The sequence below is a fragment of the Sulfuricaulis sp. genome, assembly GCF_049587675.1.
Classification (GTDB): domain Bacteria; phylum Pseudomonadota; class Gammaproteobacteria; order Acidiferrobacterales; family Sulfurifustaceae; genus Sulfuricaulis.
On record NZ_JBAVEJ010000111.1, the window covers coordinates 17,186 to 30,635 of the forward strand.

The following is a 13,450-nucleotide window of genomic DNA, read 5'->3' on the forward strand; positions in this document are numbered from 1 at the left end:
CCGGAATAAAAACTCAATCCCTATACGTATTTAAGGATAAAACCACACCCCTGTCCAGCCAATTTTCCGACCAGAAAGCGCTATCGGGGCATCACCCCCGATAAACGGCCCCGGATCGAGCATATCCCAAAATTGACCTGAGCCGCTGGCCCCGCGGCACAGGGTAGCTCCCTTCCGTATCGCTTCGGGCACTCGGCGCTAGTCGGCCTGTTTCCTCAAGAATGCCGGGATGTCCAGGTACTCGATGGCCGCTTCTGTCTGCACAGCCATCGGTCGTTCCGTGCGCCGGTTACGGATGACGGTGGGTGTTTCGAGATCCTCATAATCCGTGGTGCCGGTACCAGTTTTGACCACCTTGTACGGCTGCTTGCTGCGCTGTTTTTCCTGACCAAGGCCGGTGGCCACGATAGTGACACGCAGTTCTTCGCGCATCTCCGGCTCGATCACGGTACCAATCACCACGGTGGCATCATCCGAGGCAAATTCCTTGATCGTGTTGCCGACTTCTTCGAATTCACCGATCGACATATCGAGGCCGGCCGTGATATTGACCAGAATGCCACGTGCGCCGGAGATATTAATATCCTCGAGCAGCGGGCTTGAGACCGCGGCCAAGGCCGCCTCGCGCGCGCGTGACGGACCGGTTGCCGTGGCCGCACCCATCATCGCCATACCCATCTCCGACATCACGGTACGCACATCAGCGAAGTCTACGTTGATTAATCCTGAACGCGTGATCAGTTCGGCGATGCCTTGAACCGCATTTTGCAAAACTTGATTCGCCTTGCCGAAAGCATCCAGCAGCGACGCATCCTTCCCAAGCACGGTCACCAGTTTTTCGTTCGGGATCGTAATAATGGAATCGACGTATTGGGCGAGTTCCGATATGCCCTGATCCGCCACACCCATGCGCTTGCGACCTTCGAACGGAAACGGTTTAGTAACCACAGCCACCGTCAGGATGCCCATATCCTTGGCTACTTGTGCGACCACCGGCGCAGCACCCGTACCGGTGCCGCCACCCATGCCCGCGGTGATGAACACCATGTCAGCGCCGGAAAGCACCTCGGCAATACGCTCGCGATCTTCGACGGCGGCCTGTCGGCCGATGTCGGGATTGGCGCCGCATCCCAGACCCTTGGTGAGATTGGTCCCAAGTTGAAGAATGGTCTTCGCCTGCGATTTCTTGAGTGCCTGCGAATCCGTGTTGGCGTTAATGAACTCCACGCTATCGATGCTCGCGGCGACCATGTGGTCGACGGCGTTGCCGCCGCCTCCGCCGACACCGATAACCTTGATGACGGCTTGCTGCCCATAGGTATCCATTAGTTCAAACATTGTGTTGCCTCCAGTGTAGGTTTCTAAAACCAGTTGATAGATCCATCTGCCTGTTCCCCCCAATCAAAAATTTCCCTGAAACCAGCTCTTCATCTTGCTCCAGGCTCCCTTGACTCCTACGGATGCGCCCGGATTCTGCACATACTGCTTCCCTTCACGGCAGCGCGCGCCGTACAGCACCAACCCCACGCCGGTAGCGAAGATCGGGTTCTGCACCACGCCCTTCAATCCCCCGACGTATTGCGGCACGCCCAGGCGCACCGGCATGTGAAACACCTCTTCCGCCAGATCGACCACGCCTTCCATCTTGGCGCTGCCGCCGGTGAGTACGAGTCCGCTGCCGACCACGTCCTCGAAACCGCTGCGACGCAACTCGGCCTGGATAAGGCTGTAGAGTTCCTCGATGCGCGGTTCGATGACCTCGGCCAGCGTCTGCCGCGAGAGTTTGCGCGGCGGACGGTCGCCAACGCTCGGCACCTCGATGGTTTCATCGCGGTGCGCCAATTGCGTGAGAGCGCAACCGTATTTTTTCTTGATATCCTCGGCGTATTGCGTCGGCGTGCGTAGCGCCACGGCGATGTCATTCGTCACCTGATCGCCGGCGATGGGAATCACGGCGGTGTGGCGGATGGCGCCTTCGGTAAACACGGAAATGTCCGTCGTTCCGCCACCGATATCCACCAGGCACACGCCCAACTCCTTTTCATCTTCCGTCAGCGTGGAGATGCTCGAGGCCAGCTGTTCGAGAATGATGTCATCCACCTCCAGCCCGCAACGGCGGACGCACTTGATGATGTTCTGTGCCGCGCTCACCGCGCCGGTGACGATGTGCACCTTGGCCTCGAGGCGCACGCCGCTCATGCCGATCGGCTCGCGGATGCCCTCCTGCTTGTCGATGATGAATTCCTGAGGCAGGATGTGCAGCACCTTCTGGTCGGCGGGGATTGCAAGCGCGCGCGCCGCCTCGATCACGCGCTCCACGTCTCCTTGCCCCACTTCCTTGTCCTTGATCGCCACGATCCCGTGCGAGTTGAAACTCGATATGTGCGAACCCGCGATGCCGGCGTACACCGAGTGGATCTGACAGCCGGCCATGAGTTCGGCCTCCTCCACGGCGCGCTGAATTGATTGCACGGTGGATTCGATATTTACCACCACACCTTTCTTCATGCCGCGTGAAGGGTGATGCCCCACACCGATGATCTCGACTTCACCCGTGGGCGTGAGTTCGCCGACAATCGCCAGCACTTTTGAAGTGCCGATGTCGAGACCCACGATCAGTTTGTCATCATCCCGTTTCGCCATAGTTACCCCTTGTTGTCCATTGCTGCGCGTCCGATACTTGTCCGGCCGGGCGCGTCGTGATGGCCGGCGGTCTGGCCGCCGGCCTGCTCCACTGAAAAACCGTTGGCATAGCGCAGATCCACCTGCCGGATGTCGGACGCCAGCAACGCAAATGACTGCACATATACGCGCGCAAAGCGCTCGAGTTTGCGTTCGGGCTGCTCGCGGTCGAGCACGATTGTCATTGTTGCTCCCGGTATCCGTCCTCCTGCGACACTTGTACCTCCCTGACCATCACCATTCGTTACTACTAACCGCCAGGTGCGTCGCGGTGTCAGTATGACCCGTTCCAGCTTCAATCCAGCCGCCGCGAGAATGCGGCCAAGACTTTTATAGTGTTCGAGCACCTGCGCGCCAGTTCCCTCCGGTCCCTCGAGCCGCGGGAACTCTGCAGGAAGGTCATCGGCTTTCACGCGCACCACGTCGCCCGCCTGGTTGAGAAACGCGCCATCGCTCCAATATGCCGCCAGCTGCTGTTCCGTGAACCGGACGTACACGTCCTGCGGCCACTGGCGCCGCACCGAGGCCTTGTAAACCCAGGGCAACGACTCCACCCGTGCCTTCACCGCATCGAGATTGAGCAGGAAAAAATTCCCATGCACGACGCTCATGACCGCCGCCTGCAGTTCCTGCTGGGTGACATGCTTGAACTCGCCCTCGAAACGCACGTTCCGCACCGGGAAGTTGTCGGTGCGCAGCAGCCTGTCGGTGCCAAAAGCCAGCACCAGTAACACGAAGAGCAGTGCGAACAACAGCAACGCGGCCTTGAACAGGCTTATGCTCTCGTCCGAATCTCGCCGCGCCGAATCAGCGTCTGACATCCGCGGTCTCCAGTATGCGCAACACCAGTTGATCGAAATCCATTCCCGCCTGTTTCGCGGCCTTGGGCACAAGGCTGTGATCGGTCATTCCCGGCACCGTGTTCACCTCCAGTGCGTAGATCTGACCGGCCTTGTCGAGCATGAAATCCACCCGGCCCCAGCCGGAGCAACCGAGCGCATCAAACGCCCGTTGCGCTAGGGCCTGGATCGCGCGTTCCCGGTCCGCGGGCAAACCGCAGGGACAGAGATAACGCGTGGTGTCGAGAATGTATTTCGCCTCGTAGTCGTAGAACTCGCGGTCGGTTTCGATCCGGATGAGCGGCAACGCGCGATCTCCGAGAATCCCGCAAGTCAGTTCGGCGCCATCGATGAAGCGTTCGGCGATCACCTGATCGTCGTACTTCGCCGCGGTTTCCCAAGCCGCCTTCAGCTCCGCCGCGGTCTTGGCCTTGCTGATGCCCAGACTTGAACCTTCACGCGCCGGCTTGACGAACATCGGCAGCCCCAGTTTCGCGGCGACCTTGCCGAGATCGATGCCGGGCTCGAGCATGGCGTATTCCGGCGTCGGGATGCCTGCCGCGGTCCAGAGATATTTGCTGCGCAGTTTGTCCATGCCCAGCGCCGACCCGAGCACACCGCTGCCGGTATACGGGATGTCCAGTACTTCGAGTGCGCCCTGGATGACGCCGTCTTCGCCCCAGCGTCCGTGCAGCACGATGAACACACGATCGAACCCGCCGTCCTCCAGTAGTCTCAAGGTGGACTTGTCCGCGTCGATGCCGTGCGCATCCACGTCCTGGCGCTTCAGGGCCGCGAGCACCGCATTGCCGCTCTTGAGCGAAACTTCGCGTTCGGCGGAAGGTCCACCCATGAGCACCGCCACTTTGCCGAAATTTCCCCGCCTCATGAGCCTCGCTCCACGCCGATCATCCGCACTTCGGTCTCCAACCGGATGCCCTGCCGCTTTTCCACTTCTGTCTGCACACGCCGAATCAGTCGCTCGATATCGGCCGCCGTCGCGCCGCCGGTATTGACGATAAAGTTGGCGTGCAGGTTGGACACGCAGGCATTGCCCTCGCAAGCGCCTTTGAGGCCGCAGGACTCGATCAGACGCGCGGCAAAATCCCCTGTCGGATTCTTGAAGACGGAGCCCGCATTCGGCAGTTGCGTCGGCTGGGTGGCACCGCGCCTGGTAAGCAAAGTCTTGATCAGACTCTTGCCCTGCATCGTGTCTCCGGCACCGAGCCGGAAATGGGCGGCTACGAACCATTCGTTTTGCGGCCCGCTGACCTTTCGATAATCGATTTGATAATCCGTGGGCTGGCGTGTACGTCGTTCACCATGACGATCGATCGTTTCCACTGCCGCCACGATCTTCCACGTCTCCCCGCCGAAGGCGCCGGCGTTCATGGCCAGCGCGCCGCCCACGGTGCCGGGGATGCCGGCGAGAAATTCCGCACCGACCATGCCGCGATCGGCGCAGAAGCGCGCGACCTTGGCGCTGGCCACACCGGCTTCGGCGCGCACCACGCCTTCGCGCAAAATACCCAGTGCATTCAGCGCGCCACTGGTCATGATCACCGTGCCGCGCACGCCACCGTCGCGCACCAGCAGATTGCTTCCCAGGCCCACCCAATGCAGCGCTTCCTGCGGCGGCAACGACTTCATGAATGCCGCGAGGTCATCGAGGTCGGCCGGGATGTAGAGACGGTCCGCGGGCCCGCCGACGCGCCAGCTGGTATGGTGCGCCATCGGCTCATTGACAAGCAGTTGGCCGCGGAGACTGGTGTGCGATTTCGCCGGCATCATCCGCCGCTCCCCGTTCGCAGGGTCTGCGGTAGCGCAGAGGCAATGCCGCCGATGCTGCCCGCGCCCATCGTGAGCAACACGTCGTTGCCTTGCAGCACGTCGGCCAGCGCCTGCGGCAACGCGCTCACGTCCTCCAGGAAAATCGGTTCGGTCTTGCCGCGAGCGCGGATGGCGCGACACAGCGCGCGCCCGTCCGCGCCGCTGATTGGCGTCTCGCCAGCGGCATAGACCTCCGTGACCAGCAGCGTGTCGATATCCGCGAGCACGGTGCTGAAATCATCGAGCAGATCGTGCGTGCGCGTGTAGCGGTGCGGCTGGAACACCACCACCAGCCGCCGCTCGGGCCAGCTCGCGCGTGCCGCCGCCACCGTCGCCGCGATCTCGCGCGGATGATGCGCATAGTCGTCCACCAGGATCACATCGCCGCCGTCCAGTGCCTTGCGTCCGTTGATCTGGAAACGGCGACCGATGCCGGCAAATCCGGCGAGTGCACGCGCGATGGCAGGCTCTTCGACGCCCAGTTCGTGCGCAATCCCGATGGCGGCCAGCGCATTCAGTACATTATGCTGTCCGGGCAGGTTGAGCGTCACCGTCAGCCAGTTCTTGCGGCCGCGCAGCTCGGCGGTGAAGTGCATCTTTATTCCGTCCTGACGTATATCGACCGCGCGCAGATCGGTATCGGGGGCTGTACCGTAAGTCAGCACCGGCCGATGCACCCGCGGGACAATCTCGCGCACCACCGGATCGTCGTGACACAGCACCGCCAGTCCGTAGAACGGCAGCTGCTGGAGGAAATCCACGAACGCCTGCTTCAGGCGGTTGAAGTCGCCGCCGTAGGTGGCCATGTGATCAGCGTCGATGTTGGTCACGACCGCCATGAACGGCGCGAGATGCAGGAACGAGGCATCGCTCTCGTCGGCCTCGGCCACGAGATATTGCCCGCGACCGAGACGCGCGTGGGTGCCGGCGCTGTTCAGGCGCCCACCGATCACGAAGGTCGGATCGATCCCACCTTCGGCCAGGCAGCTCGCCACCAGGCTCGTGGTCGTGGTCTTGCCATGCGTGCCGGCAATGGCGATGCCGCGTTGCAGGCGCATCAACTCGCCCAGCATTTCGGCGCGCGGAATCACCGGGATCTTGGCCACGCGCGCGGCGCACACCTCCGGATTGTTCTCATCCACCGCCGAGGACACGACGACCACGTCCACGCCTTTGATGAGCTTCGGATCGTGGCCGATGCTGACCTTCGCTCCGAGCGAGACGAGGCGCTTGGTGTTCGGCGATTCACGCACATCCGAGCCGGACACCTCGAATTGCAGGTTGTGCAGCACTTCGGCGATACCGCACATACCCGCGCCGCCGATGCCGACAAAGTGCACGCGTTTCACCCGATCACGCATCGATCGCTCCTATACACGCGCCGGCAACGGTGTCGGCGGCATCAAGCACAGCCAGGTGACGCGCGGCACGCGCCATTTTTATCAGCAGCTCGCGATTCGCGGCAAAACCGGTGAGCAGCTCGGCGAGGCGCTCGCGTGTCAGTTCCGGCGACGGCACGAGCACCGCCGCCTCGCGCTCCGAGAGAAACCGCGCGTTGGCAGTCTGGTGATCGTCCACGGCGTAGTGATAAGGAACGAGAATTGCCGCCGAACCCGAGGCGGCCAGTTCGGCAATGGTCATGGCACCGGCGCGACACAGCACCACATCCGCCCACGCATAGGCCTCGGCCATGTTGTCGATGAATTCCGTCACACGGGCGGGCACATCGGCGTAGGCTTGCTGCACTGCCGCGGCGGCGTTACGTCCGCATTGATGCCAGATTTCCGGCCGCGTCTTGGAGGGCAGCGACTTGATCGCCTCAGGCACGGTGTCGTTGAATATTTTTGCGCCCTGGCTTCCGCCCACGACAAGCAAGCGCAGGTTTCCCTGGCGCGCGGCCAACCTTTCTTCCGGCGGCGGCAGCGTGGCAATCTCGTCACGCACCGGGTTACCCACCGGACGGGCAGCCAGGTGTTTACCGAAAGCATCGGGGAATCCGCTCAGCACCTGATCGGCGATCAGTGCGAGCCACTTGTTGGTCATGCCGGGGATCGCGTTCTGCTCGTGAATCAGCAGTGGCGTGCGCGTGATCCACGCCATTAAACCGCCCGGCCCGGCGACGAATCCGCCCATGGACAGCACCACATCCGGCTTGCGCCGGCGCAAGACCCGGAACGCCTGCGCCATCGCATATATAAGAGTGAATGGCAGCAGCAGCCAGCGCAGCCAACCCTTGCGCCGCACGCCCTGGATCGTCAACCAATCCATGTCGATCGCCAGTCCCGAAGCGGGTACGGCATGCGCTTCGAGGCCGCGGTGCGTACCGAGCCACACCACTTGCACGCGTTTCTCCAGGAGCCGGCGTGCGACGGCGAGCCCCGGGAAGACATGTCCACCGGTGCCACCCGCCATGATCAGCACGCAGCTCATCCAGCCCTCCCCCAGCCGCTGGCACGCGCCTCGCGGCCGATGAGCAATAACAGGCCCATGGCGATGCAGCTCACGATCATGCTTGATCCGCCATAACTCACGAACGGAAGCGTCAGCCCCTTGGTCGGCAACAGGCCCATGTTGACGCCCATGTTGATCATCGCCTGGCTGCCGAGCAGCAGGCCTAGCCCCTGCGCCAGCCGCGAACCGTAGATCTGGCCGGCGGCTTCCGCCTGACGCGCAATGGCGAAGGCGCGCGCGATGACGATGCCGAAAACCGCCATGACGCCCAGCACGGCAATAAGCCCGAGTTCCTCGCCCATCACCGCGAAAACGAAATCGGTATGTGCCGCCGGCAGGTAAAAGAGTTTCTGGACGCTGGCGCCCAAACCCACCCCGAACCACTCGCCGCGGCCGAAAGCGATCAGCGCTTGCACCAGCTGGAAACCGGTATTGTAAGGATCGGCCCAGGGGTCAAGGAAACTCGTTGCGCGCGCCATACGGTAAGGCGAGATGAAGGTAAGCAGCACCATGCTGCCGATACCGGCGCCGAGCACACACATGAAGTGCCAGAAGCGCACGCCGCCGAGGAACAGCATGGAAAACACCGTGATGGTGATCACCACAAATGAACCCATGTCCGGCTCCAGCAGCAGCAGCAAGCCGATCGCCGCAACCACGAGGCTCACCATCACGATTCCCTGGGTGAAGTTCTTCAGCGACTCCTGCTTGCGCACCAGATACCCGGCGACATACACCACCATGAAGAGTTTCATGAACTCCGACGGCTGCAGGTTGACAATACCGAGCCTGATCCAGCGCGAACTGCCATTGATGTGTACGCTGATGCCCGGCACCAGCACCACGCAGAGCGAGGCAATACCGAGAAGCAGCAGAAACGGTCCGGCCTTTTCCCACCAGCGGACGCGCGTATGCATCGTGAACGCCATGAACAGCACGCCCAGCACCGCGTAGGCGGCATGGCGTATCAAAAAATACACGCTGTTATGCATTTCGCGGTCGGCATAGGCTACCGACGCCGAGTACACCATGATCACACCGAGCGCGAGCAGCACAAACGTGCACCCGAGCAACCACGGATCCCACGCCGGGCGCGATCGGCCTGCGGCGCGCGTCGTTCCGGCCGTCATTACGGCGCTCATGTTGTTACCTCGCGTACAGCTTCGCGGAACACCTCGGCGCGATGTTCGTAGTTGCGGAACATGTCGAAACTCGCACAGGCCGGCGACAGCAGCACCACGTCGCCCGGTTGCGCGAGACCGGCGGCGAAGCGCACGGCCTCGTGCATGTCTTTGGCGCGGCGTGCGGTTACGACGTTGCCGAGGGCGGCCTCGATCAGCGGCGCATCGCGCCCGATCAACACCACGGCGCGCGCATGCTGCGCACACGCCGGCGTTAATTCGCTGAAATCCTGGCCTTTGCCGTCTCCGCCGGCGATGAGAATCACCGGCGCCGTCATGCCGTTGAGAGCCGCAACGGTGGCACCGACATTGGTGCCCTTCGAATCGTCATACCAGCGCACTCCGTCATGCTCGGCCACGAGTTCGGTGCGATGATGCAGCCCCTTGAATTCACGCACCGCGGCGCAAGCGTGTTCGGGAACAACCCCGGCGGCTTCGGCCAACGCCATCGCGGCCAATACGTTGGCCAGATTGTGCCGGCCGGCGAGCGGCACTTCGCGTGCGCTCATCAGCGGCTGCGTGCCGTGCACCAGCCAGGTCTCGCCCCGGATTTCATCAAGACCATAATCCTGTGCCTCCGACGGACGTCCCAGACTGAAATTGACCGTGCGCCGTCCCGACTGGCGCATGCGCATCACCCGGGAATCGTCGGCATTGAGCACCATGGTCCCGTTGCCGCGGAAGACACGCGCCTTGGCCTCGGCGTATTCGCCGATATCACGGTATCGGTCCATATGATCCGGCGTGATGTTGAGCACCGTCGCGGCGCGTGCGTTGAGACTGTGAGTGGTCTCGAGCTGGAAGCTCGACAGTTCCAACACGTACACGTCCGGTTCCCGATCGCCAAGCAGCGACAGTGCCGGCACGCCGATGTTGCCGCCCACGGCGGTCTGGAGCCCCGCACGCCGGCACATTTCGCCGGTAAGTGCCGTCACCGTGCTTTTACCGTTGGCGCCGGTAATAGCAATCACCGGTGCCGTAGCCTCACACGCAAAAAGCTCTATATCGCCGATGGCTTGCGCCCCAGCGCCGACGGCGCGGACAACGGCCGGTTCCTTGACCGACACGCCGGGACTCACCACGAGCAGTCCCGGATCGCTGAAGACCGCGGCAGGCAGTCCGCCGGTATGCGCCAGCACGCGCGGAAATTCGCGCCGCAGCTCATCCAGCTTGGGCGGCTGATCACGCGTATCCACTACAGTGACGTCATAGCCGCGCGCAACGAGGTGACGCACGCAGGTCATCCCCGTGAGCCCGAGGCCCACCACCAGCGCGCGTTTTGTCTCCGTCTTGGTCATCAGCACCGCACTCATGTTTAACGAATCTTCAATGTCGCCAACCCGATCAACACCAAGATCAGCGAGATGATCCAGAAGCGCACGATCACCCGAGGTTCGGGCCAGCCTTTCAGTTCGAAATGGTGATGCAGCGGCGCCATGCGAAAAATGCGTTTGCCCGTGAGTTTGAACGACGCCACCTGCAGCATTACCGACACCGTCTCCATCACGAACACACCGCCCATGATGAACAACACGATTTCCTGGCGCACCGACACGGCGATCGTGCCGAGCGCCGCGCCCAGCGCCAGCGCGCCGATGTCCCCCATGAATACCATCGCCGGATAGGTGTTAAACCAAAGAAACCCGAGCCCTGCGCCAACCATGGCGCCACAGATCACCAGCACCTCGCCCGCGCCAGCGATATAGGGAAAACCGAGATAGGCGGAAAATTTGATGTGGCCCATGACGTAGGCGAAGATACCGAGCGCTCCCGCCACCATGACCGTAGGCATGATTGCCAGACCGTCGAGACCGTCGGTGAGGTTCACAGCATTGCTGGAACCTACGATCACGAAGTACGCGAGCAGGATGTACATCGGACCCAGGTCGATCATGATGTTCTTGAACACCGGCACGATGAGCGTGGTCTCAGCCGAGCTCTTGGCGGTGTAGTAAAGAAACAGCGCCGTGCCCAAGCCGGCAACCGTCTGCCAGAAAAACTTGGCCTTCGCGCCAATTCCACGCGGATCCTTGTTGATGATTTTCTTGTAATCATCCACCCAGCCGATGGCACCGAAGGCCGCGGTGGTGAACAGCACCGCCAACACGAACCGGTTGGAAAGATCTGCCCACAGCAGCGTGGCGATGAATACGGCGATGAGAATCATCGCTCCACCCATGGTCGGCGTGCCGGCCTTGGACAGGTGACTCTGCGGCCCGTCCTTGCGCACCGTCTGACCGAGCTGGCGAACCCCAAGGCGGCGGATCACCGCCGGGCCGATCCAGAAACTGATCGCGAGCGCCGTCAACACGCCGAGAATTCCGCGCAGCGTGAGATAGCGAAACACGTTGAAGAACGAAAGTTCGTGCGCGAGCCGCTCGAAGAGATAGAACAACACTTAGCGATTCCTCCCGTTCTCGACCGGGGCGGGCAACGGTTTCGTGATGCCGGCGACGATCTGCTCCATGCGCATGACGCGCGAGCCCTTGACGAGTACCGTCATTTCCGCGTGCAGGCAATCCTGCAGCGCCTCGATCAGCGCCGCATGCGATTCGAAATGACGCGCGCCTTTGCCAAAGGCGCCCACGGCAATGCGGCTCAGTTCGCCGATGGCGAACAACCGTTGGACGCCGATGCGGCTGGCTAGTTCGCCGACGCGAAAATGGATGTCGGCGGCGGCCGGCCCGAGTTCGCCCATATCGCCCAGGACCAGAACGCGCTCGCCGGAGAATTCCCGCAACACCTGCAGTCCCGCCGCGACCGAAGCGGGATTGGCGTTGTATGTGTCATCGATGATGCGCGCCCCGCTGATGCCGGGTTTCACCTCGAGGCGACCGGAGACGGTTTTCAGTTTCTCGAGTCCGGTTTTCACGTGCTCGAGCGAAGCGCCGGCGGCGATCGCCGCGCCGGTGGCTGCCAGTGTGTTCATGACGTTATGTGCACCAAAAAGTGGTACGCGCATGTCGATGTCTCCATGGGTGGTGGTTTTGATATGGATAGCGCTGCCCGTGTCGGTGTGCCGGTACTCCGCGCTCACGTCTGCCGGGCGATCAAGTCCGAAAGTCAGGCACCGGCGCGATCCGGCCAGCCCCTTCCACAACAAAAAATATGCATCGTCGGCGTTGAGCACCGCGGTGCCGTCGGCAGAGAGGCCCGTGAAAATCTCACCCTTGGCGCGCGCCACGTCCCCGACTGTGCCCACGCCAGCGAGATGCGCCTCGCCGGCGTTATTGATCAGCGCAATCGTCGGGCGGGTCAGGCGTGAAAGGTATTCGATCTCGCCGGCATGGTTCATGCCCATCTCAATCACGGCGTAACGATGCTCCGCGCGCAGGCGCGTCAGCGTCAGCGGCACACCGATGTCATTGTTGAGATTGCCGCGCGTGACACAACCGGGGCCGGTTTCGCCAAGGATCGCGCCGATCATTTCCTTGACCGTGGTCTTGCCGTTGCTGCCGGTCACGGCGATCACGGGAATCTGCTTGAACTGACCGCGCCAGAACGCGCTGAGACTACCGAGCGCCAGCCGCGTATCCGGCACGCGCACATAGGGCAGCAGCGTGTCCATGTCGTGTGCGAGCAGCGCACCCGCCGCGCCCGCATTGATGGCCTCGGCCAGGAAACTGTGTCCGTCGAAGTGCTCGCCCTTGATCGCAACATACAAATCGCCACGCGCGAGCGTGCGTGTGTCATGACTCACGCCCGTGAACACCACGTCCTGTCCGCTCAGTGGAGCATCCAGAACGTCGGCCAGAATCGATAGCGACATCACGCCTCCGCCTCCGAAAGTGTGTCGTCACACCTAACTGCCCGTTGTCTGCGTCTGGCGGCATTCGCGGTCAGTCGCATCCCCACTACGTGGGGGGCGCCGCGGAGCGTTGCCCGAGGGACCCGCGATGCGGGATCGGGCAGCGGAGCGGACGCCAACGACCGCACTCGGGGCGCCTGTATCCTGTACAGCGGTCGCATCTCCAGAAGAACCTCTGCTCTGCGATGTGCGGTCGTCTGCTCCCTGCTCATGCCGCCCTCCCCAACAATTCGCGCACCGCGTCGCGGTCGCTGTATGGCAGGCGGGTATCGCCCACCTGCTGGTAATCCTCGTGTCCCTTGCCAGCGATGAGCACGATGTCGCCTTCACCCGCGTGACCGATAGCCTCGGCAATTGCCGCTTTGCGCTCGCGAATGACCTTGGGAGAAGCGTTCATGCCGCGGAGAATATCGGCAATGATGGCGTCACCTGATTCGTGCCGCGGATTGTCATCGGTCAGCACCACGCTGTCCGCGAGCCGCTCGGCGATCTCGCCCATCACTGGGCGCTTACCGCGGTCGCGGTCTCCACCGCAGCCGAAGACGCACCAGAGCTTGCCGCGCGCGTGCTCACGCAGAGCAAGCAGGACTTTTTCCAAGGCGTCGGGCGTGTGCGCATAGTCCACCACCACCAGCGGCAGACCGCGCGCGCCGCCGAAA

The 13,450-nt window shown here is 62.5% G+C and carries 12 protein-coding genes; all 12 read right to left on the reverse strand.

Translation table 11 applies throughout. The features are described 5' to 3' along the window. Positions 1-198: 198 nt before the first annotated feature. Positions 199-1,338, reverse strand: a complete 1,140-nt coding sequence (gene ftsZ / locus WB402_RS05785; protein ID WP_424205968.1) for a cell division protein FtsZ — start codon at positions 1,336-1,338, stop codon at positions 199-201. A gap of 63 nt (positions 1,339-1,401) precedes the next feature. Next, the gene (ftsA, locus tag WB402_RS05790; protein ID WP_424205969.1) at positions 1,402-2,643 is read right to left on the reverse strand and encodes a cell division protein FtsA; all 1,242 of its coding nucleotides are present in this window, start codon (positions 2,641-2,643) and stop codon (positions 1,402-1,404) included. Between the two features lie 2 nt (positions 2,644-2,645). Continuing rightward, positions 2,646-3,503, reverse strand: coding sequence for a cell division protein FtsQ/DivIB (locus WB402_RS05795; RefSeq protein ID WP_424205970.1), 858 nt, complete (start codon positions 3,501-3,503; stop codon positions 2,646-2,648). Then, on the reverse strand, positions 3,490-4,410 hold the full coding sequence (locus WB402_RS05800) for a D-alanine--D-alanine ligase (RefSeq protein ID WP_424205971.1): 921 nt from the start codon (positions 4,408-4,410) through the stop codon (positions 3,490-3,492). The genes WB402_RS05795 and WB402_RS05800 overlap by 14 nt, the downstream gene beginning before the upstream one ends. Next, a complete protein-coding gene (gene murB / locus WB402_RS05805; protein ID WP_424205972.1) occupies positions 4,407-5,312 on the reverse strand; it encodes a UDP-N-acetylmuramate dehydrogenase in 906 nt (301 codons plus the stop codon). Before murB ends, WB402_RS05800 begins: the two co-directional genes overlap by 4 nt. Next, positions 5,309-6,712 (reverse strand): UDP-N-acetylmuramate--L-alanine ligase, encoded by a 1,404-nt coding sequence (gene murC, locus WB402_RS05810; RefSeq protein ID WP_424205973.1) that lies wholly within the window; start codon positions 6,710-6,712, stop codon positions 5,309-5,311. Before murC ends, murB begins: the two co-directional genes overlap by 4 nt. Beyond that, complete coding sequence (murG, locus tag WB402_RS05815) at positions 6,705-7,781, reverse strand: undecaprenyldiphospho-muramoylpentapeptide beta-N-acetylglucosaminyltransferase (RefSeq protein WP_424205974.1); 1,077 nt, start codon at positions 7,779-7,781, stop codon at positions 6,705-6,707. Before murG ends, murC begins: the two co-directional genes overlap by 8 nt. Continuing rightward, complete coding sequence (ftsW, locus tag WB402_RS05820; RefSeq protein WP_424205975.1) at positions 7,778-8,944, reverse strand: putative lipid II flippase FtsW; 1,167 nt, start codon at positions 8,942-8,944, stop codon at positions 7,778-7,780. The genes murG and ftsW overlap by 4 nt, the downstream gene beginning before the upstream one ends. After that, positions 8,941-10,296 (reverse strand): UDP-N-acetylmuramoyl-L-alanine--D-glutamate ligase, encoded by a 1,356-nt coding sequence (gene murD / locus WB402_RS05825; RefSeq protein WP_424205976.1) that lies wholly within the window; start codon positions 10,294-10,296, stop codon positions 8,941-8,943. Before murD ends, ftsW begins: the two co-directional genes overlap by 4 nt. Positions 10,297-10,298: 2 nt before the next feature. Then, positions 10,299-11,381 carry a phospho-N-acetylmuramoyl-pentapeptide-transferase gene (gene mraY / locus WB402_RS05830; RefSeq protein ID WP_424205977.1) on the reverse strand — a complete coding sequence of 361 codons (1,083 nt, stop codon included), beginning with the start codon at positions 11,379-11,381 and terminating at the stop codon, positions 10,299-10,301. After that, positions 11,382-12,752, reverse strand: a complete 1,371-nt coding sequence (locus tag WB402_RS05835) for a UDP-N-acetylmuramoyl-tripeptide--D-alanyl-D-alanine ligase (RefSeq protein ID WP_424205978.1) — start codon at positions 12,750-12,752, stop codon at positions 11,382-11,384. A 247-nt stretch (positions 12,753-12,999) separates the two neighbouring features. Continuing rightward, positions 13,000-13,450: glutamate ligase domain-containing protein (locus tag WB402_RS05840; protein WP_424205979.1), on the reverse strand; the 451-nt coding region annotated here is incomplete at its 5' end.

Bases quoted from the DNA above. Each gene is read 5' to 3' on its own strand.
- ftsZ (WP_424205968.1), bottom strand. From the start codon at position 1,338: ATGTTTGAACTAATGGATACCTATGGGCAGCAAGCCGTCATCAAGGTT.
- ftsA (WP_424205969.1), bottom strand. From the start codon at position 2,643: ATGGCGAAACGGGATGATGACAAACTGATCGTGGGTCTCGACATCGGC.
- WB402_RS05795 (WP_424205970.1), bottom strand. From the start codon at position 3,503: ATGTCAGACGCTGATTCGGCGCGGCGAGATTCGGACGAGAGCATAAGC.
- WB402_RS05800 (WP_424205971.1), bottom strand. From the start codon at position 4,410: ATGAGGCGGGGAAATTTCGGCAAAGTGGCGGTGCTCATGGGTGGACCT.
- murB (WP_424205972.1), bottom strand. From the start codon at position 5,312: ATGATGCCGGCGAAATCGCACACCAGTCTCCGCGGCCAACTGCTTGTC.
- murC (WP_424205973.1), bottom strand. From the start codon at position 6,712: ATGCGTGATCGGGTGAAACGCGTGCACTTTGTCGGCATCGGCGGCGCG.
- murG (WP_424205974.1), bottom strand. From the start codon at position 7,781: ATGAGCTGCGTGCTGATCATGGCGGGTGGCACCGGTGGACATGTCTTC.
- ftsW (WP_424205975.1), bottom strand. From the start codon at position 8,944: ATGAGCGCCGTAATGACGGCCGGAACGACGCGCGCCGCAGGCCGATCG.
- murD (WP_424205976.1), bottom strand. From the start codon at position 10,296: ATGAGTGCGGTGCTGATGACCAAGACGGAGACAAAACGCGCGCTGGTG.
- WB402_RS05835 (WP_424205978.1), bottom strand. From the start codon at position 12,752: ATGTCGCTATCGATTCTGGCCGACGTTCTGGATGCTCCACTGAGCGGA.